Annotated in this window: 13 protein-coding genes; 3 read left to right on the top strand and 10 right to left on the bottom strand. The window is 45.7% G+C overall.

Annotated features, from left to right (window positions below):
- Positions 1-121: 121 nt before the first annotated feature.
- Positions 122-1693 carry an ATP-binding protein gene (locus tag M3636_RS19000; protein ID WP_251383616.1) on the bottom strand — a complete coding sequence of 524 codons (1572 nt, stop codon included), beginning with the start codon at positions 1691-1693 and terminating at the stop codon, positions 122-124.
- A 258-nt stretch (positions 1694-1951) separates the two neighbouring features.
- On the opposite strand from M3636_RS19000, the gene M3636_RS18995 reads away from it, so the two are divergent.
- A complete protein-coding gene (locus tag M3636_RS18995) occupies positions 1952-2290 on the top strand; it encodes a hypothetical protein (protein WP_145407253.1) in 339 nt (112 codons plus the stop codon).
- Between the two features lie 60 nt (positions 2291-2350).
- Here M3636_RS18995 and mglC read toward each other — a convergent pair whose 3' ends face one another.
- The 6 genes from mglC to M3636_RS18965 all read right to left on the bottom strand — a co-directional run bounded on the left by mglC (position 2351) and on the right by M3636_RS18965 (position 10949).
- On the bottom strand, positions 2351-3370 hold the full coding sequence (gene mglC, locus M3636_RS18990; RefSeq protein WP_128100554.1) for a galactose/methyl galactoside ABC transporter permease MglC: 1020 nt from the start codon (positions 3368-3370) through the stop codon (positions 2351-2353).
- Positions 3371-3385: 15 nt separating this feature from the next.
- Positions 3386-4891 carry a sugar ABC transporter ATP-binding protein gene (locus M3636_RS18985; protein WP_251383615.1) on the bottom strand — a complete coding sequence of 502 codons (1506 nt, stop codon included), beginning with the start codon at positions 4889-4891 and terminating at the stop codon, positions 3386-3388.
- 80 nt (positions 4892-4971) lie between these two features.
- The gene (locus tag M3636_RS18980) at positions 4972-6033 is read right to left on the bottom strand and encodes a galactose ABC transporter substrate-binding protein (protein WP_251383614.1); all 1062 of its coding nucleotides are present in this window, start codon (positions 6031-6033) and stop codon (positions 4972-4974) included.
- A 335-nt stretch (positions 6034-6368) separates the two neighbouring features.
- Entirely contained in the window at positions 6369-7493 is a 1125-nt protein-coding gene (locus M3636_RS18975; protein ID WP_251383613.1) for a substrate-binding domain-containing protein, read from the bottom strand.
- A 1-nt stretch (position 7494) separates the two neighbouring features.
- On the bottom strand, positions 7495-9306 hold the full coding sequence (locus tag M3636_RS18970; protein ID WP_251383612.1) for a cache domain-containing sensor histidine kinase: 1812 nt from the start codon (positions 9304-9306) through the stop codon (positions 7495-7497).
- Entirely contained in the window at positions 9303-10949 is a 1647-nt protein-coding gene (locus M3636_RS18965) for a response regulator transcription factor (RefSeq protein WP_251383611.1), read from the bottom strand. Before M3636_RS18965 ends, M3636_RS18970 begins: the two co-directional genes overlap by 4 nt.
- Before the next feature lie 295 nt (positions 10950-11244).
- Here M3636_RS18965 and M3636_RS18960 point away from each other — a divergent pair, with 295 nt between their 5' ends.
- Positions 11245-11445, top strand: coding sequence for a cold-shock protein (locus M3636_RS18960; protein ID WP_128100549.1), 201 nt, complete (start codon positions 11245-11247; stop codon positions 11443-11445).
- 409 nt (positions 11446-11854) lie between these two features.
- Here M3636_RS18960 and M3636_RS18955 read toward each other — a convergent pair whose 3' ends face one another.
- Both M3636_RS18955 and M3636_RS18950 read right to left on the bottom strand, forming a co-directional pair.
- Complete coding sequence (locus M3636_RS18955) at positions 11855-13543, bottom strand: methyl-accepting chemotaxis protein (RefSeq protein ID WP_128100548.1); 1689 nt, start codon at positions 13541-13543, stop codon at positions 11855-11857.
- A gap of 375 nt (positions 13544-13918) precedes the next feature.
- The gene (locus tag M3636_RS18950; protein ID WP_251383610.1) at positions 13919-15931 is read right to left on the bottom strand and encodes a CotH kinase family protein; all 2013 of its coding nucleotides are present in this window, start codon (positions 15929-15931) and stop codon (positions 13919-13921) included.
- Between the two features lie 489 nt (positions 15932-16420).
- Here M3636_RS18950 and M3636_RS18945 point away from each other — a divergent pair, with 489 nt between their 5' ends.
- Positions 16421-18157 (top strand): methyl-accepting chemotaxis protein, encoded by a 1737-nt coding sequence (locus M3636_RS18945; RefSeq protein ID WP_128104327.1) that lies wholly within the window; start codon positions 16421-16423, stop codon positions 18155-18157.
- 204 nt (positions 18158-18361) lie between these two features.
- On the opposite strand, the gene M3636_RS29790 is transcribed toward M3636_RS18945, so the two are convergent.
- Positions 18362-21130, bottom strand: a complete 2769-nt coding sequence (locus tag M3636_RS29790; RefSeq protein WP_251383609.1) for an S-layer homology domain-containing protein — start codon at positions 21128-21130, stop codon at positions 18362-18364.
- Positions 21131-21223 lie beyond the last annotated feature (93 nt).

Below are 21223 nucleotides of genomic sequence, written 5' to 3'. Positions count from 1 at the left end.
TTTCTCTGTACTGAAAACCGACCTTCTTGAACACGCACTAATAGTGACTTTACCTCTTGAAACACAACAGCAAACACGCCGTAACATTCCTTCTCCAAGGATGCTGCGGCGTATTTCAGTTTCAAGCAACGAGCGGGAAGTATAACGTAAACGTCGAACCGCTTCCCTCTATGCTTTTAACGATAATTTTCCCTTGATGATCCTGCACAATTTTCTGACATAGAGCTAAACCTAGCCCCGTACCTTCTTCCTTCGTCGTATAGAATGGGTTAAATATTTTGGAGATCGTCTGTGCTGAAATACCGCTCCCTGTATCCGTAATCGAGATGAGCGCTCGATCTCCATCATGTATTAGATCGATATGTACCTCCCCCGGATCAGTCATAGCCTCAAACGCATTACGTATCAGGTTAATCAACACCTGTACGATTTTGTCCCGATCCATGTTCACAACCACAGGCTGCTCCGTCATCTCAAGCGTGATTCGATGTCCGCGTGATACAGCATCTGACTCAGTTAATGACATCACCCGCTCCAAACAATGAGCTAGTTGTTCTGGCTTCATATGATTCGCCTGAGGTTTAGAAAATTGCAGAAATTCAGCGGTGAGATCCGTCACCCGGGTCACCTCTCCCATGATTACTTCATACCATGGAGCAATATTGAATGCTTGTCCTTTAGATAGCTGTAAGAAGCCACGGATAGCTGTCAGTGGGTTACGAATTTCATGTGCCATGCCTGCAGCCAGTTCACCGACCGATCGCAACCTTTCGGAACGGAAAGTCTCTTCTTCATTTTTGAGCCATTTGCTACGTTGTTGCCGGAGTAGTCGGTCTTCAGCGATCGTCATTAATTGCTGATGTGACGCGGCTTCTGTGGGGTATGTTGATGCGCTGTATACCACTTGTAAACCCTGTAAATTCTCGGACAATAGCGTCACCATTTGTTCATCCACATCCTTTATTTCCGGAAGTATAATCGCAAATCGATCACCTGCATAACGAGATATACCGTAGGCATCTACAAAGCGTTCCCGTATGCGATCTCCTGTGTCTTTGATCACTGTACACCAGTTCGCTTCGACTTCCTGGTTAAAGCCGTTGAAGTTCTGAATGCTTAGAAGAATCAACGTAAAGGAACGACGCTCCTCCACGACTTGTTTGATCACTCCCAAATAGCCTTCATAATTCAGTAACCCCGTTAACGGATCATGGAGGGTTAAGAATTGATTTTTCTCCCTAAGCCTGCGCTTCTCAGCTTCACTATTGATTAAGGTATGGTACAAAAAGATGATGACAACTGCTGTAATCATGTCAAACAAAGATACCAGTAACGTATACGTATCAATTGGCACATACGAGAGCCGAATGACCGTGTATTGCAAAATGAGAAAGAGGGAAATGGGTAATGTCTGTGTTACACGCTGTTTATTTTGAATTAGAGACATAATGAGCATGTAATACAGCATATTGCACCAGTTCAGCTCTGTTAAATAATGAAATACCCCGAGGAAGATCCAGTGTACCTTTCGCAAAACAGGATATCGCCTCTCGGCAAGGACACTCGCTACAAATAGCACACCTGAGCCTATGGCTAACATCAGATAAGAGGTACGATCCAGCAGATGAGAGGATACAATGATCAACAGGCTTCCCAGTGGAAAAATAATCATTTTCATTGTGTAACTTAGCAAACAGCCTCGCCCCCTTTGGCCTATTACACATATCCTTATCCATATCGAATGAACTAGACATTTGCATAAGAACGGGTAGTGAACAATCCTATTTGCATATATTATATCGATTGCCGTGAGCTGATGTTGTCGATTAATGGAGGTATTTCTAAATTCAACATGATTCTATTTATTTTCCCAACTCGTAGCGAACGCAATATGTTATAATACATTAATGGATTAATTTGGAATATTAATTCTTAATTAAGGAGGTACTATATGGAACAACGACGCAAACCAATAGGTATAGGTACACTGGCTCTGCTTGTGCTAGCTATGGGTTTCGCCTTTAATTTCCAATGGGGTAACGAACAATTCCAATTCAGCCATTACCTATTCGATTATTTTAACTGGCCGATCTACAGCAACGGTCAACAGGGGATTCACCTTACCTTTGTTGCTGCAATTGTCTTCTGGGCAGCCACAGTGATTATTGCACGAAAGTTCCATATGAACTATGGCGCAAAATTAGCCTACAGGATCGGTTCATTTATGCTCATATTCAGCGCGCTGATCTTCCCCCTATACGGGGTAATATGGATCCTATTCGGTAGATGAGCTAATCAAGAAGCCAGCACCCTATTATTGTTAGGAGCTGGCTTCTACGGTGATTATGATTTATTTTTTGGCCATATACTTACGAATATCAAAAGCAACGGCTGCTACGATAATCAAACCTTTGATAATTAACTGCCAGTATGGACTTACCCCAATAAAGGTCAGACCATAGTTAATGACCCCGAAGATCAATACACCAGCCATAACCCCAGGCACCGTACCGATTCCTCCGGCTGTAGACACCCCACCAACAACACATGCAGCAATCGCATCCAGCTCATACATATTACCGTAATTGTTCGTTGCCCCGCCTGTACGTGCCGCTTCCAACACGCCGCCTAGACCATACAGTGCTCCCGCAATGGCATATAATACGACTAGATTACGCGCGACATGAATACCAGATACATGTGCCGCCTGAATGTTGCCGCCAATCGCATACATATTTTTGCCGAGACGTGTCTTGTTGAAGACAACCCAGCAGATGAGTGCAACAAAAATAGCAATTAACACGATAAAAGGAATTGAATACCCACCGCCGAGATCAATGTAGCCTGAACCAATGACTGTGAAATCTGGTCTCAGACCACCGATCGGTTGAGATTGGTTAGGCTCGGTGTCGAAATAGATCGAGTTCAATCCATATACAGCAACCATCGTACCTAATGTCGCAATAAATGGAGGAACATGCAATTTGGCAACAATGATTCCATTGACCAAGCCAACAGCTAAACCAGCTAAAATGCCCACAAAAATCGGTATCGCTACCCACAGTTGCACAAGATCGGGAAAGAAGCGATTGGCATATTCGTCTATCTGCAACATCGAGGCCGAGACAACAGCCGTTAGACCTACGACGCGACCCGCGGACAGATCGACACCGCCAGTGATTAGTATAAAAGCAGCTCCAAGTGCTATGATCGCTCGCGTAGAGGATTGCTGTAATATATCCCGCAAAGTAGAGAATGCAAGGAAATTCGGATCAGCTATCGCGATGCCAATGACCAGTAGAATGAGTACGATGAAGATCGCGCGCTGCGCTACATATTGCTTCACCTGATTGACGACCTGCGTGTTCATGTGTTCCCCTCCTGACTAGGCCATTCGCTGCTGCGCGGCCAGTCGCATAATATCCTGCTCCGTTGCTTCCGCTCCGTCTACGATCCCCGTTAGCCGCCCTTCACTCATGACCATAATGCGATCCGACATCCCCAGTAGTTCAGGCATTTCTGAGCTGATCATAATGATGCTTTTACCCTGACGAGCCAGTTCCGTAATAATCGTGTAGATCTCGAATTTGGCACCTACGTCGATGCCACGAGTAGGTTCATCCAAGAGCAAGATTTCGGGATCGGTCAGAAGCCAGCGGGCAAGCAGCACCTTTTGCTGATTACCACCCGAGAGGTTTCTAATTAACGTGTTAACTGAAGGCATTTTGGTTCTGAACTTCTCTGTCTGCTCACGAGCCACCTCTCGTCCTTTGGCCTCATCAAGCAATCCAATCCGATTACGGTATCGGCTAAGGCTAGCAATGATCGTATTTTCATACACGGATAACACAGGGAAAATCCCAGTCACTCTTCGTTCCTCGGTCAGCAATGCAATATTGTGACGTTTAGCTGCTGCAGGTGAGTTGATCTTCACTTTACTTCCATGAATGGAGATCGTACCTGAGCGAAGTGTACGGAGTCCGAATAAGGACTCGATCAGCTCCGTTCGTTGTGCCCCCACAAGTCCACCAACACCGAGCACTTCCCCTTTTCTCAGCTCAAACGATACATCTCGGAAAGAGTTCGGCTGGCTGGACGTTAGAGCCTCTGCCTTCAAGATAACGTCTCCAGGTACATTCGTTCGTTCAGGGAAGCGTTCACTCAGATCTCGCCCCACCATCCGGGTGATGATCAGGTCTGTCGTTAGATCCTCTGCATTCCATGTTCCAACGACGAACCCGTCACGCATAATGGTGACTTCATCGGATATGGTCAGAATCTCCTCCATTTTGTGTGAAATGTAGATGATCGATACACCCCGGCTGCGCAGTTCGTTAATGATTGCGAAGAGTTGCTCCACTTCCTTGCCCGTCAGGGAGGATGTTGGTTCATCCATGACAATCACTTTTGAATGAAAAGAAACCGCCTTGGCAATTTCCATGGATTGAATTTTGGATACAGATAGTGTTCCTGCATTCACCTTCGGATCAATGTCCAGATTCAGATCCTCGAATAACGTCAATGTTTCGCTATACATCCGTTTCTCGTTGACGAATAATCCACTCATGGGGAATCGTCCTAGCCAGATATTCTCCATGACCGGTCGATGGGGAACTGGGTTCAATTCCTGATGAATCATCGAGATACCCTGCTGCAGTGCAGCCTTGGAGCTTGGAATCTCGACCTCATTCCCCTCGATTCGGATGCGCCCTTCATCTGGACGGTACATGCCAAACAAACATTTCATCAAGGTGGACTTACCAGCCCCATTTTCCCCCATAAGGGCATGAACTGTTCCCGGCTTCACTTTCAAAGTAACCTGACTTAATGCCTGCACACCCGGAAATGCCTTAGATATTCCCTCCATCTCCAATAGGTAAGGTGATTCCATCCTTCATCTCCCCTTCCTTACGCCGTCAGAAAAAAGGACGCCCTCACCGCTCGGGCGGACGTCCCTATGTCTGCTGTTGTTTATTGGGCGTCGGCAATGTTGTCTTTCGTAATTTTTTTGTAGGCAATCCAGACGTACTTGCCATCCGTGATATCATAGCCGGTGTTATCCTTGGTAGGTGTTTCTCCCTTCGCCAAAACCGAGGCCAGCGCCACCGTCGCAGCACCCTGATTCTTGGCATCATTCAGCACTGTACCCAGCATCGTGCCATCTTGAAGCGCCTGAATCGCTGGCGCTGTAGCATCCACACCAACCACCGGCATCGTTTTGCCATCTTTGAAATATCCAGCCGCCTTCAACGCTTCAATCGCCCCAAGCGCCATATCATCGTTATTGGCTAATACCGCTTCGATTTTGTCTCCATGGGAGGCAAGGAATGCCTGCATTTTCTCCTGTCCTTTGACCCGATCCCACATCGCCGTATCCTCTGCTAAGGCTTCCACTTCAATTCCAGCATCTTGAATGGCTTGCACGGAATATTTGGTTCTAAGCTCCGCATCCTGATGACCAGGCTCTCCTTTCAGCATGACATATTGCAGTTTGCCATCTCCGTTCTTGTCTGCCTCCGGATGAGCCTTCCAGTAGTCCACAATGAGTTGACCCGAGATTGTACCGGACTCCTCAGCCTTTGCGCCTACGTAGTACACCTTATCCCACTTGTTCATATCCTCCGCAACGGGTTCCCGGTTCAGGAATACCACTGGGATGCTAGCCGCTTTGGCTTTGTCAATAATAACTCCCGCAGCAGTTCGATCGACTGGGTTAACCGCCATGGCATTATACTTTTTGGATACAAACAGGTCGACTTTCTCGTTCTGGGTTGGCTGTGCATTCTGACTATCGACAATATCCAGTGTCGCCTTCCCTTCAGCAGCAGCTGTCATTGAATTCCGTACTCCGGTCATGAATGTATCATCGAATTTGTAGATCGCTACCCCGATTTTAGGGGTATCGGTAGTGGATGCCGATTGACCACCCGTGTTCGTTCCTGTACTCCCACCCGCACTGTCTCCACCACTGCTACAGCCCGCCGCAGCTACCATACATGCCGTTAACAGCAATGTCATCCAAGTCTTTTTCATATCCTAATGACCTCCCCCAAGTTCATTCGGCTTCACCGATATCTTTATTATGAAAGGGTTTACAATAAATTCGAATACAATATCTTCACCTGTTTTATCGAAATCTTCCTCAGTTCGAAGAACTATTTATTTACACAGTCCACTCCGATGACAGAATAACCTTCCAATCGCTGTTATCCCCAGATTTTCTGAATTCCCTTCTTCAAAGGGAAAAATCCGGTGATAAAGGCGAACGCTCCGCTTTTCTAGGTTATTTCTGTCCTCTCCGTTCTCGTGTAAATTTAAAGTTGTATTTATCAAAAGAAAACTCTCTTGAGTCATTACAAATAACCACCTCACTGTACAAAAGGAAACAGCAGCTTTTGATTATCCATCCAGAACATATTATCCGTGCTCACCAGCTTCGTTTCCAATGTCACCCTTGGCTCTACATGGTTACTATTCAGGCGTGCAACTGCCTGATTCACACCTAGATAGCCTGCGCTGAATCCATTCTGCACGATCAATTGCTGGATAACGCCTTCTTGCAGTTGTTCCAGTTGCTGCTGCTCACTTCCGAATCCAACAAGTTTGATGCTTCCAATGCGCTTACGGCGATTTAATTCGTCCGCTGCCCCAAGGGACGCAGATTCCTGAAGCGTTATTATGCCGTCCACCCGGCTCTGGTCCATTACCTGCTTCGTCACTTGCCAGCAGACCTCCCGATTACTGCACACTGAATAAGGGACAATCTCCATGTCAGGATACTCGGTCAGTGCTTCCTTCACGCCCTGCTCGCGGTGAACCAAACCTGGATTCATAAGGTCAGGCCCCAGTAAAGCCACCTTTCCCTTGGCTCCGAGCAATTCTGCCATGGCATGCCCCGCTTTCCGCCCAGCTTCCAGGTTATCCATGGAGATGACACTGGTGATGCCTTTCACAGGAAACTCATCATTCAGAACAATGACAGGTGCAATGTTCCCTGTTGGGCTTTTCGTTTGAGCCATGTGTAGGATGTTACTCAGCGTCTCCTCACTAAGTGGATCAACCAATAGAGCAGTCGCCCCCTGTTGTAGTGCCTGTGCAGCCGCATCCACCTGAGCCTGCTCACGCTCACGCTGAGGAAGATTAATCCATTGTGGATCTCTTTCATTTTTTCTTAAAAGGAGTCCTGCACCAGATCCATCTCGTGTGCGAGAAACAGATCCATTACCGAAAGCCTCCACTGTAACCAGGTCAGCTCCTTGTTCTTTGGCGGCAGCTTCTGCACCTAGTCGAATGGCTTCAGCCAGTTCACCCGTTCCTGCTGGCGTAATTAATGCGATACGATGCGAAGTGCCGGCCGAAGGCTCTCCTGCAATGCTACAAGCCATACATAATAGTAAGGTACAGCATGTGATGGAGAGCCCTATAGTGCGGAATATCGGGATAGAGACAGCCCACTTGAACTTACTTAACTTGAACTTAATTGACTTGTTCATTCTATTGCTTCCCCTCGCTTCGTTCACGCTTGTACTGAATCGGAATACGGATCCATACTGTCGTACCCTCCTCCAGCTCACTTGCAAATTCCAGACCATAAGCATCCCCATAATAGAGCTGAATTCGATCATGCACATTGCGAACAGCCACACCTGAACCTGCTCCGCTTTTTACGATTGCATTGCCATTTAACAAACTGGCTACCTGCTCTTCCGTCATGCCTACGCCGTTGTCCGTAATACGCAATACGAGATTGGCTTCTTCTTGATACACCCGAATCTCGATCTGCCCCTCATCCATGTCATACTCAATGCCGTGCACGATTGCATTCTCAATTAAAGGCTGTAATACCAGCTTCAGTGTCAAGCAGTCCAACGTCTCCTCATCGGCTTCCATGTTGAATCTGAATTTGTGCTTGAAGCGCATCTGTTGGATCGTCAAATAATGATGTGCATGCTCCAGCTCCTCGCGAACCGTGATAATCGTTTTGCCCTGGCTGAGACTAATGCGAAACAGACGCGAGAGTGAAGTGATCATCGTAACCACTTCTTCATTACGGCTCATACCCACCATACGCACGACTGAATTTAAAGTGTTGTATAGGAAATGAGGGTTAATCTGCGCTTGCAATGCCTCCAGCTCATACCGTCGCTTCTGCTCCTGCTCATGAATAATTTCATTCATCAACGCCCGGATTTTGTTAACCATGAGATTGAACCGCCGTGATAGGCGCTCAACCTCAAGTGGCCCTTCGATGGGAAGCTCTACGCTGAAGTCGCCCCGCTCTACCGCCTTCATTTTTCGTTCCATTCTGCGAATGGGACGTGTCAGGCTGGAGGACAGAATGAGGGATACGATAATTACCAGCACCAGTACAACGATAAGCACCCTTATCAAATAACTGTTCACTTCTTGACGGGTGGTTAACATTTCATCCAGATAAGCGACACCAACGATTTTCCAACCGATATTGGCAACGGACTTCACCGTATTCAGCCGTTTCTGTCCTTCCGACTCATCCTCATAACTGCCCGTAGCAACCAAGGCCTGTTCAATATTTTCACGTTTGAGTCCCATGTACATGAGTTGTTGCTGCGGATGATACACGATATTGCCAGCACTCTCGTCAATGATGTAGACATATCCACGTTGACCGAGACTTACACGGCGACTTAGCTCATCCATTTGCTTAAAATTAATGTCCACGAGCAAAATCACTTGCCGATCTTGACCATCCTGCCTTACGGTAATGCCTTTGCTCATAGATACAACCCATTTGTAGGGACCATCATACATATTCTGAATATGAGGCAATGAGAAACTAAGGTGATCTGGCACCCGCAATGCGGATTGAAACCACCCCTGTTGTGTGACATGCGCACTCGGTTTGAGCCGGGCAGACGGTCTATTTTTAAGTAAATGTCCTCCCGCGTCAAGCAATGTAATCGAGATGATATCCTCTCGACTGCTCAGCAGTGTATCAAGCTGCTTATCCACCTGGTCTCCTTCCCACGTTCCGTCCCGCAGCATATGCTCCTCAATCGCCCGATACAGATGGGACATACTACGCACATAATCCTCCAGGCTGTAGCTGACCTGATCTACAATTTGCCTGGTTGTCAGCTCTGCACTCCGCTCCGCAGCTTGAGAGAATTTATCATGCAGGAGCATCGCCATAATGGTGAGCACAAGAACGATAAAGACGGAAAATGACCATGTGATGATAAACCGGATACTGCTGACTTTAGATGAACGGAGCCGATTCTTACACCAGCCCGCGAGCCCGCTGATCCAGCCGGTGAAGAACCTCATTGCGGCGATCCCTCCCGAATCTGAAGTGCCGTCTGTTTGCGATATTCTTTCGGCGAGATCCCCGTATGTTTCTTAAAACAAAAGCTGAAATAATTAGGTTCAGCAAATCCAACCCGCTCCGCAATCTGGAACGCCTTCAGTTCGGAGCCGCGCAGCATTTCCTTTGCTGCTTCCATACGAATCTGCATCACATATTGAAGAAATGTAAGCTGTACTTCCTTTTTGAAAATACCGCAAAAATATCCCGAGCTAATGTGCAGATGCCCACACACCTTTTGGATCGACAGTTCTGGATCAGCGTAATGCTCCTTCGTATAGGCTAGTGCCTGTTCGACGATATCTTTGTACACATGCTGCCGACCACTCGCAATACGCTGCTGTACTAGCATACAGACTTCTTTAACTTTGCCCTGCGCCTCAGTTAAACCCGGTAGTCGGAACAGTTCCGCATATAGCTGAAAGCCTGCTCCGAAGATATCCTCCATCGACTCCCCGGATGCCTGTGCGGCCTTCCAGACCGCAGTCAGCACCTCGATCAGGTACAATTGGATGTCACTTCGCCCATGCTCCACCGTAATTTCCCGGAAAATGATCTCCAATGCCTCGACCAGTTCTGCTTCAGTTCCTGCCTTGAGGCAGCGTGTCAACGTCTGCTGTTTCAACTCATCAAAGCGCAGTTTACCAGCCGCCTGACGTTCCACATCGGCAATATATATCAATGAATCCGTGCCGGGTACAAGCCGATAATCGAGGGCAAGCAGTGCATCCTCATAGGCATGCTTCACCTCGGTAATGGTGCTCACCAATGCACCTGAGCCAACTGTGGCAGGAATGCGCAGATAATGGTTAATGCTCCGCAGCACACTCTGAAGTGCCATCTGTTGTCGTTTCTCCCCATCCGCTCCACCCCAGCGATCCACGAACAGCAGTACAACCGTTTCCTGATGAATAAATGCATGACCTGCACTGTGCTCTCCCCATATCTCCTGCGCAATATTCAATGCAGCGAATTGCTTCAATTCCGCATCGCTCGATTCGCCCCAAGACTGCCCCATGCCTCTGCGATCTCCGTCCATATGCAGTGCAAGCACAGACACACCGTATCGCTGTCCATCGAAGTTCAAACCGCACTGCTTCGCTTTTCCATGAATATAGGCGGGAGACTTCTGACGGTGAAGCAGGGTTGCCAACAGATCTGCTTGTAGTAAAGGTAAGCTTGTATAATAATGCTCCCGCAGATGCTGCACATCCTCACGTTCAGCCACCTCAGCAGCCATTTGTGCACGCAACCGAGTTAACAGCTCCATAAGGTGCCCAGCTGAGAAAGGCTTCAGCAAATATTCATCCACACTGATGGAGACCGCCTGCCTGGCATAATCGAATTCATCGTATCCGGTCAAAATAACGACTTTCACCAGCGGATTACGCTCCCGCAACCTTCGTGCAAGCTCAAGCCCATCCATAAATGGCATACTGATATCCGTGACCACAATATCCGGTTCCACCCGTTCCGCCATCTCCAGCGCTTCTCGTCCATTCTCAGCCAAACCAACAATGCGCAGATCGAGCGCTTCCCAATCCACTTCGACCACTAATCCTTCGCGTACGTCCTCTTCATCATCCACCAGCAATACCCGATACACTGCCGATTCCTCCTTTTATTAAGCCGATCATATGTCCAAGCAATAATGTATATGTCGTAATACATCAAGGTTGCCATCATAATATACAATAATAATTTGCAAATGTAATCGCTTTCTTTTATAGTGAAGGAGACGGAAGGAAATGGGAGATTCTTTTCGTTTGATCGGGAACAAACAATTAGAAAAACAACCAAATATTTGATTATATTATCAAACATGGTATACTGGTGTTAATCGATTGTTTTGAACACGCTTGACGATGATCGGTTAAAATTATATTTTGTGGAGGAATTACATGCAAACAGGTACAGTTAAATGGTTCAATGCGGAAAAAGGATTTGGCTTTATTGAAACTGAAGAAGGAACAGACGTATTCGTTCATTTCAGTGCAATTCAAGCTGACGGTTACAAATCATTGGATGAAGGGCAACGCGTCCAATTCGAAGTAACTCAAGGTAATCGTGGACCACAAGCTGAGAACGTTACTAAACTTTAATTATAATCAAGCTGCCTTGTACAAGGCAGCTTTTGTTTATTCACCAGATCGTAAAGTTTCATGAGCAGAACACGTATCATATATTGAAATGTATATAACTTATAAGGTAATACCCACCTTAAGAAACGAGGTTTTTATCCCAACTAACCAACCTAAATCGAAAGATGATTCAATCGTATTTTCAACGGTAGATGATATTCTCCATTTCTACGCTGACAAGCAGCCTACCCAGCAGCCAATGAAAGAACATTCGCCCGCCCTGCCTACTTCTTCCACATCTGTACACCCAACACAACTACCTAATCGCTAAAACGGGCTTGATAAGAAAAAGACCCTGATTCGCTCAAAGCGGTCAGGGTCTTTGTAATCTACTCGTTAATATCTACTATCTATTTCATAGTAACCTGTATTAGATCTTGAACGGACTCAAGGATGTCTGGAGCTCTGTTGATATATCCGACAGGACGGCTGCGGAGGATTTAATCTGCTCCACAGACTGAAGCTGTTCCTGAACAGAACCTGCTGCCTGTTGTGAGTTGGCACTTGCTGTCTGCGCATGACGCGCAATCTCATGAACGGATGCCACAACCTGCTCTACACCTGCGGACATCTCTTCACTTGTAGCAGCCATTTCTTCAATCTCTGCGGCGATCTGTTCATTCGTATCTCGAATCTGACTGAAATTGAGCTCAGTCTCCCGCGTCAGGCGAATCCCTTCCTGCACTTCATCCTTGACCTTGGATAGAGCTGTGATGGAGAGCAGCATATCCTGTTCCATGCCTTGCACCAATTCATCAATCTTTTCCGAAGAATCTCCGGCCTGTTCTGCCAGCTTACGTACTTCTGAAGATACGACAGCAAAACCTCTGCCATGTTCCCCAGCTCGAGCTGCTTCAATGGAAGCATTAAGCGCGAGTAGATTCGTTTGCCTAGCGACCTCATGAATCGTAGAAGCCATCTGACTAATCTGAGCTGACTTCGCTTCCAACATACGCATGATCTCATCCGTTGCCTGAACTGAAGTGTGAATGGCTGACATCTGCTCTACCGTCATATGGACAGTCTCGCCACCAGTCTCGGCCTGCTTGCGTGAATAGATTGCTGACTCTGAGACATTTGAAGCTTTATCCGCCATCCGTTGAACACCCACAGCCACTTCTTCCATCGCTTGCAGATTTTCTTCCGTACTGATCATTTGGCTCTCTGCACCGCGTGCCACCTGTTCAACAGAAGATGATATCTGCTCGGACTCCGTCGTTGTTCGCTCAGCAATCGTCAATAATTGCCCAGTCGAATGCTCGGCTTTCTCTGCCGCCTGTAGCCCACCCTGAATGATTAGCTTCAAGCTGCTTCGCATCTCGTTATATCCTGTACTGAGCTGACCAATCTCGTCCTGCACATGATCCTCAATCGACTGTGTAAAATCGCCCGTTCCAGCCAACTTGATCGCGGTTGATACTCGCCCAATTCGCATTCTGACCCGACGGACGTACCAGATGATGACAGTGATCGCGATTAGCATCGCAACAATACATACGATGGCGAAGGTCTTCAGGAAGGATGAAATAATGACATCAATCAAGGATTGTGAGGCACCCACATAGAGTATGCCAATAATCTCTCCCGCTTGATTACGAATCGGCTCATACGCTGTCTGATAGGTTTGTCCTACAACAACAGCTTCCCCGTAATACCGCTCTCCTTGTTGTAAAACAGCTTGAGCGACCTGTTCCGATACCTTCGTACCCACCGCACGCTCGCCATCCACCATCACGTTGGTGGCAACCCGTTCATCTCCTCTGAAAATGGTAACCGTATCTCCAGAGGCTTCGCCAAGCTCATCTACAAGATCAAAGTTCCCTTCCATCGTTACTTCGCCCTTGAACAGTTGTCCATCCTTAATCGCCCATTCGCCTGGATACTTGTATGTAATGATATGATTCGCCATCTGCAAATCCCGTTTTGCCTTCTCTGTAGCAAATGTCGTAATCCCCTGCCTCATTTCCATGATTACGCTTACTGCCACAGCGGAGGAAAAAAGAATAAAAATGCCGATCACAATTAAACTAATTTTAGTACCAATACTCATGCTTCGCATGTGTGTACGCCACCCATTTCCCTAAGTAATTGTTATGAATTACAATGTGAAAAGTTCAAACTCGACTGATCACATATAGAGTTATCGGCAGGAATAATAGCAATGTGTATAATATTTCAGTGATATTTATCACAAAAATTACTCAATAAAATCAAATCTATTACTCAATCTACTTAAATGTGTAAAAAGAACCTCTAACGAGGGAAATACGACGTCTAAAAAGTAGGTCATAAGTCCTTTTTCAATCCTCCAAAGAACATATTTTTCCACTCATTGCACACAAAAAGGATCCGATGAAATCATCGAATCCTCCATGCTTTTATGTTTGAAACCCTGAGATTTAAAGTACAGTTACTCGTAAAGTATCCCGTATCATCATTGATTCGTGATCTTAACGGTTGCCGTTGATTGATCCCAGTCCACCTTCAACCCCAAAGCTTCGGAGATGAAGCGCACAGGCACAAGTGTACGACTGTTCTTAATGATGGCTGAGCCATCAATTTCCACTGATGTGTCATTAACAGTTGCTGTACTGCTGCCAATCTTCAGGACAAACGTCTGGTCATTCAAAACCGCGGTTACTGTCTTCGCTGTTGGATTCCAGGTCACCTCTGCTCCGATTGCTTCAAAGATTGCATTCACAGGCACCATCACCCGTCCACTAACTTCGAGCGGCTCCTGATCTGGGAATGTCACGGCTTGTCCGTCCAGGGTAACCGAGATGGCCTCTTGTTCCGTTGTTCCGGTTGAGGTTGCATTATCCTGTTGTTCGTCTGTCTCTGGCAAAGGTGTCACTTCGCGCCCAAGTTGTTCCTGCAAGTTCGCTAGGCGGTTGAGTGCAAACGTAGTTAACGATCCCGATGCCATAGAGCCCATGCCCTGACCTCCACCAAAGTTACCACCTGGTCCAGTCGAGTTGTCACCTGTATTGGCTGTTGAGTCTGTTGTTCCATCACCATCTGCTGTGCCGCTAGGTCGTGTCGGCGGTGTGGTACCATCTGGCGGTGTCATACCCTCCATTCCTTCCGGCGGGGTCATACCTTCCATGCCTTCAGGTGGAGTCATGCCTTCGAAGCCTTCTGGCGGTGTCATTCCACCACCCATACCACTTCCTGTATCACCATTGGCCGAGTAAACAATATTGGATTCAAATTGCTCTGTTGTATAGAATTTTGTTGGGTCTGCTTCTACATAAGGACGAATCTCAGCTGCAAGCTCTGTAATCCGATCTTGAATACCTTCCAAATAGTCTGTCAGCTCGTTGACATAGGTCAAATATTTTTCCTTATACTCTGGCACGGCAAGCAAGTTATTGATCATAGGTACATTTTCCATGCTAATGCCGAGCACAGGTTCGTCTACGGATACATTTGTTGCGTTCGTATTCGTCGTGGTTGAGCCAGTTGTCGCTGTCCCGCGACCTCCGCCACCAGCCGAATATCCATTAAAGGACATATTGAAATCCCACGGCACAACCGTAAATTTGCCATTAGCATCACTATAAAGCATATAGTTATGTCCCTTGTCTCCGTTATAGCTGTCATAGTTGCCTAATACGGTATTGCCTGCAATATATTGAAGTGCAGAATCAACGTCCAGCACACTCTCGATATCGCCTTTTTCGCCTTCTGGCATTTCATTCAATGTTTGAATGAAATTTTTAAGCTTTGTTTTGTCTTTATCAGAGCCTAAGTCCTTGGAAAGTGTACTGTATTCGCCATCTTCCTCATACTGAAGGTAGCTCTTCTCCTCGGTGTCGTAGAGGACACCGTCTTCGTAATTCTCCCCATAGTTACGCTCCAGATAGCTGTCATCTACAGCCTCAACACCTGTATAGAAACCAACCAGCTCACCGTTAACATAGAGATTGACATAGTTTGTCATCGGCACATCCATGCCAATGCTGCGTAGTGCTTCATAATGGAGAATCTCACGCATATACGAAGGATCCGTATAGTTATTATTCAGAACCATTTTATCTAGACCGAGCAAGGTTTGTGTTTTGTCATACTTGTCGAATTTCAATCTGAAGCTGTAACGGTCGGAATCCTCCATGGAAGCGACTGAACGTAACGTCATATTGCCTTTTGTCGAGAAACCTACGTTATCCAGCTTGTTCCCATCCACTTCCACGCTAACCTGTTTATAATCCTTATCCATCGGGCTCTCAAGCATGCTTTGCCAGTCTGCATCGTCAATTGTAATCTTCACATCAATAACATTATCCGTTTGGAACAAAGACTCGTATGCTTGGGTCACGCCTGCACTTGAAGTTGTAGCTGTATTCTCTGCGGCGTATGCCTGATGCCCTCCAACCCATGCAAAAGATGACGTAACCATCGTCACAGACAAGGCTGTCACTGCAACTTTCCGTAATAAATGATTCAAAATAATGATTCCTCCTTCTTGATTTTCTGTTAAGCAGCTGTGGCTTATGAAACCATCGTAGAGGACGAACCTTTAGTGAATCTTAAATCGTGAAACAGATGCATCATTCAATGATATGTATACCGATGAATTTTTCATGGTCGTACAAGAAAAAAGATGAAAAAAACGCAAAATATTACCTAAGAACCAGTTCTTAAGAACTAATTAGACTTCAAAACCTAACATAAATATGGCTATATTACGATATATCACAGGTATAGAATTTATATGGAGGTCCTGCGCATGAGATAAGTGATACACAAATAGAACGGATCTGTAGCAATTAAATAGAATCAACAGATGAAAGAAACCGAAGAAACTTGGATTAGAAATTTAACTTCCTTTAATAATGACCTGAACATACATACGTAGCACTACGTCCAGGCCACACATCTTATAACATCATCTAAGGAGTGAACCACCTTGTTAAACAAGCTTCGTTGGAGTACCATGCCTTTCTTTGCCAAAAATCTAGTCATCTCATTCGGTAGTATTGTGTTGATTGGTATCATCCTCATTACTGCCGCGTATCAGCTACAAAAGAATATTCTCGTTGAACAACTGCATGATCAAGCAACTGTTATTACCGAGAAATGGTATGTCGATCTGGACACAGCCAAAGTAAATGAAGCCATGAATGAGAAAAGCTACACAGGCCCTGCCCAGCAGGAAATGAAAGCCTATCTTGATTCCATTCACGAATTCTATCCAAACATCGCTCAGGCTTATATTTTCGGTTCGGAACTTGAGGGCGGAGACGGAACATCCATTATTGCTGTCCCTACGAACCTGGTACAGCCTTTTGAGGAAAGCAATCTTGCGGCAGGCGATATGTACCCACTGCCCCAAAATAACGTTGTGGTGCTGGAACAAATGAAAGTGGACGGGGAGCCTGCCTTCAGTGATTTCTACACGGATGAGTATGGCACTTGGACAACCTTGATCTATCCAATCAAAAACGCTGATGGTTCCATGTACGCTGCTCTTTATTTTGATGTAGATGCAAGTGCAGTGCCTAAAGGTCTGAATGAACTGCTGTTGTACGGTTCCATATGTCTGGTTGGTTTCCTGCTTCTATTCATGATCCTGCAGTTCATTCTGCTGAAGAGAACACTCGCCCCGATCCGTAGCCTCATGCACGGTATTGAGGAAGTGAGTACAGGTAACCTGGATGTAACGATTCAAGTAGGACGTGACGATCTGGGTGTTATCAATATGAAATTCAATACCATGATTCAACGAATCAACGATACGATGTACAAGGTACAGAATACATCGCATCACCTGTCGAATTCATCAAAGAAACTACTTCATATCTCTGAGAAAAATAATGAAAATATTCAAAGCATCAGTAACCATATGAAGGATATCTCCAGTGGACTTCGCTCCCAGGATCAAGCAACGGTTGAAAGTGCACGCGCCATGACGGAGATGTCCACCGTTATTCAGACGATCGCCAGCAGTTCATCTGACGCAGCGGATCAAGCTTTAAGTATGGAGCAACGCTCCAGTGCAGGTAATGAAGTCATGCAACAGGTCGTTGAGCAGATGCGCCTCATCGCGGGTGCTGTCGAGAATACGTCCGAGTCGATTCAATCACTGGAAAATAACTCGAATCAGATTAGCAACATTGTCAATATGATCACGGAAATTGCTGGACAAACGAATCTACTCGCGCTCAATGCTTCCATTGAAGCGGCTCGTGCAGGCGAGGAAGGCCGAGGCTTCGCCGTCGTGGCTGGAGAAGTTCGTAACCTGGCAGAACAATCCCAAGAATCCGCCAAACAAATACGTCAACTGATCGAAGAGATTCAACAGGATATCGTTCAATCCTCCGAGTCGATGCAACTTGGCTCTCAGGAAGTGAAGAAAGGCTTAGAGGTAACGCAAGAGACAGGCGTGTTCTTCGAGAACATTCTTACAGCAACGAATAAAGTGGCGAACCAAATCCAAGATATCTCCAGCTCTACCGAGGAAATATCAGCAAGTACACAAGAAATGTCTGCTACTGCCGATGAATTATCTTCAAGTGTCAGCAGAGCGGCTAGCAGCAGTAAACAGATCGAGCAATCCATCGAGGAGCAAGAATCCTCCATGGCTTCCATCGTTACCGCTTCTGATGAACTGTCAGCGGTATCTGAGCAATTGCAAGAGTTGATCTCGTTCTTCAAAGTGCGAGCGAGTTAAAGAATGCGGCTGAATAGCAGAAATGCTGTTCAGCCGTTTTTTATTTGGAATAGGTTAAGGTACGTAATAGAAAAAAACCAAGATGGGCAAGTATTCCTCTTCCCGTCTTGGTTTTTTGGGGTTGTTAGCGTGGTGTTATTGTAGGCAAGGCTACATGTTACACAGTTCTTGATGCTGATAGCTATTGATTTATACAGTTACATATTACAGATCATTGTTACGCTTCATCAGGTTATAGATCATCATGGCTGACTCTTGGCGTGTTAATTCATTTTTGGGCAAGAACCGTTGATCCGGATATCCTTTCATCACCGACTCCTGAGCCACAAGACCAATGCTGCTTCTTGCCCATTCGGAGATCGACTTTTGATCTTCATATGGCGTGAAGGATGATAGGACATAGCCCTCCTTTTTCATCACATTGGCAATCATACTCGCTGCTTGTTCTCTTGTGATATAGGCATTGGGTTTAAGTGTCCTATCTTGGAAGCCTTGAAGAATTCCTTGCTGTAATGCTGGTGCAATCTCCGAATAATACCAAGCATCTGAATGCACGTCAGTAAACTCATTAACATAAGGAATCACGGAGTTATATCCAAAAGCTCTTTGCAAAAAGATTGCAAATTCGGCTCTTGTCACCTTTTGCTGTCCACCAAATGTACCATCGAAATAGCCTCTTACAATCCCTTTTTGCGCTAAGGAATTAATCGCATCCTTGGCATAACTCCGATCTATATCCGTAAATACAACATTAACCAACCCTTTGTTGCCTTCATTGGAAGGTATGACCTCTGTATTAATGGTAACACTGTCGTTCTTGCCAGTAGTTACACTTGGGGTCGGGTTATAATTAACATAGGGGTACGGAAGAACAGGATAATTATATCCATAGACGGTAGCGCCAGTGCCATCTGCAGGAGTTGTTACAGCAACTGTCTGTTTGCCAATAACCTCCTCTGATCCATCAGGTCTGACACGTACAGCGATGATATTATACTCGTAGTATTTACTTCTCTCGACACCTACTTCGCTAAATTGCAGTTTACCATTCACCGTAGCTACGATCCCCTCATCACGGGTTTCTCCAGTAGCCGTATTGACATACGTCTTACGATAAAGACCGTTTCCTAGAGGCTCGTACTTCGTTTGTGGATTACGTTCAACGTAATGAACAGCTCCTTCAATAGGTTGATACTCAAAAGCAATTGTTGCGTTTGAAGCATTCATCGGCGCGACATTCATCGATTGAGGTATGCCTGCCGTCTGTACTTCAATTGTGCTCGATTCAATTTTTCCATATTTGTTGCTCGCTACAACCCGATATGTATATGTTCTGCCTGGCTGGAGCGTGTACGCAATCATCGTATTAGAATGACCTGACCATACTTTGTTCACTTGATTCTGGTAGATCTCATACTGGGTTGCCCCCTCTACCAGATTCCATTGCAGGTCCACTCTATTATCGTACACTCGATTGACTCTGATGTTAATCTGACCTTTCGGTGCCACGTCCTCAGTCACCTTAGGAATCTTCACACTTTTAACTGCAGGCGGCCCTTCGTTGTCTCCGTCCCGGCCAATCACTTTATAAATGTAAGTTGTGTCAGGTGTCACATTCCCATCCTCGTATGAGGTTGACTTGGTCACCGCCAAAGGCAGATCATTACGGGTAATCACATACTCAGCTGCATAGTCTGCCTTACTCCACGTCAGTCTAACTTTGCTGGAATCCAGTGCTTCAGCTCGGAAATCCGGTGGATATGGAATATAATTTCTAATTCCGATTGTAAATTTCGATTCTTCACTGTAAATTTCGCCTTTGCGAGCTACTAATGTATACTTGGTGATTGAATTAAAATTCACGCCTTCATGCACATATTCTAAAAGCGGACCCTCATATAGAATTTCAGAACCACGCTTGAGAATATATTGTTCAGCACCTTCCACTGCATGCCACTGCAACCGGATCGCATTATCACCCACAGCACTCGACTGGGAGTATCTAGGACTATCTAGTTTCGTGATTACAGGTTCCCCATCAGCTAGCGTCGGAATAACGTAAGGATCTTCAGGGGTGCCCTGTCCTTTAAATTCCACATTATTTTTTACCGTCGCTTTGAATTTGAAGTTTTGTAAGGTTCCTGCAGCGGCAGACTTAATGTGGCTATTCAAAAACGTATCTGCCTCGGATGCATCCTCCGTAAAAACTGGACCTGTATTCCCCGATTTTCCATATGAATCACCATACGTATTAGGATTGGAAAAAGCAAGGCTGGTAACCATCCGATTCGGATGACTAGAGTCACTCAAAACAATTCCTGTATACTTTTCTAGGTCTTCCTTCGTAACAAGTCCTACAGATGACGAATAACCTTGAACATACTCACCATTATCGAATGCATTTACTATCCACCATTGCCTCTCAAATGGAGACTGCTTATCTTCTTTTATTTGATTTAATTCATAGCCCACGCTATCTGCGAACTTGGAGGACATGTCTACTCTCCATCCAGCAGCCTCACCTTGTATATCGATATATTTTGGAACTGTATTTTGAGAGATTAAGGTTTGATTATCCACGAGGTACCATTTACCGTATTGCTTAAGATCAACGACTGATCCAAACGCCGCCTTGGACTCACCTAACATATATGCATTGAGAGCCGGAGGAGTGATAATAAACTCTAATGAATCCGTTTGAGTAGGATTTTCAATACTTATCCAATTTAATCTGATCACATTTTTCTCTCCTGGTTTCAGACCACTAATGCGAGCACTTGAACTCAATTTACTTGTCAATTCTGTATTCTTCATATCATTGACGTATACTTCTGCCTGGTCAATTCCATTTAGTTTGTAGAACAAACCAATACTACTAGCATCAACAAGACCCCAGTTTACATAAGTGAACCCATCTTTTATAACTTGATCTAACTCACCTGAAAGTTTCCCTGTAAAATCAATTCTACCCACATCATCGTAAACCGGCGCAGGTCCCTTCAATCTAACAAATAATAGCGATTCTTCTCCATACTTTTCACCATCATAGCCAAGAACCGTGATCCT

The organism is Paenibacillus sp. MER 99-2, assembly GCF_023714095.1.
Taxonomy (GTDB): Bacteria; Bacillota; Bacilli; order Paenibacillales; family Paenibacillaceae; genus Paenibacillus.
This window is presented reverse-complemented; position numbering and strand designations above follow the sequence as displayed.

What these genes read in the sequence shown, in the direction of transcription:
- M3636_RS18995 (WP_145407253.1), top strand. Translation starts at nt 1,952, where the DNA reads ATGGAACAACGACGCAAACCAATAGGTATAGGTACACTGGCTCTGCTT.
- mglC (WP_128100554.1), bottom strand. Translation starts at nt 3,370, where the DNA reads ATGAACACGCAGGTCGTCAATCAGGTGAAGCAATATGTAGCGCAGCGC.
- M3636_RS18985 (WP_251383615.1), bottom strand. Translation starts at nt 4,891, where the DNA reads ATGGAATCACCTTACCTATTGGAGATGGAGGGAATATCTAAGGCATTT.
- M3636_RS18980 (WP_251383614.1), bottom strand. Translation starts at nt 6,033, where the DNA reads ATGAAAAAGACTTGGATGACATTGCTGTTAACGGCATGTATGGTAGCT.
- M3636_RS18975 (WP_251383613.1), bottom strand. Translation starts at nt 7,493, where the DNA reads ATGAACAAGTCAATTAAGTTCAAGTTAAGTAAGTTCAAGTGGGCTGTC.
- M3636_RS18970 (WP_251383612.1), bottom strand. Translation starts at nt 9,306, where the DNA reads ATGAGGTTCTTCACCGGCTGGATCAGCGGGCTCGCGGGCTGGTGTAAG.
- M3636_RS18960 (WP_128100549.1), top strand. Translation starts at nt 11,245, where the DNA reads ATGCAAACAGGTACAGTTAAATGGTTCAATGCGGAAAAAGGATTTGGC.
- M3636_RS18955 (WP_128100548.1), bottom strand. Translation starts at nt 13,543, where the DNA reads ATGCGAAGCATGAGTATTGGTACTAAAATTAGTTTAATTGTGATCGGC.
- M3636_RS18945 (WP_128104327.1), top strand. Translation starts at nt 16,421, where the DNA reads ATGCCTTTCTTTGCCAAAAATCTAGTCATCTCATTCGGTAGTATTGTG.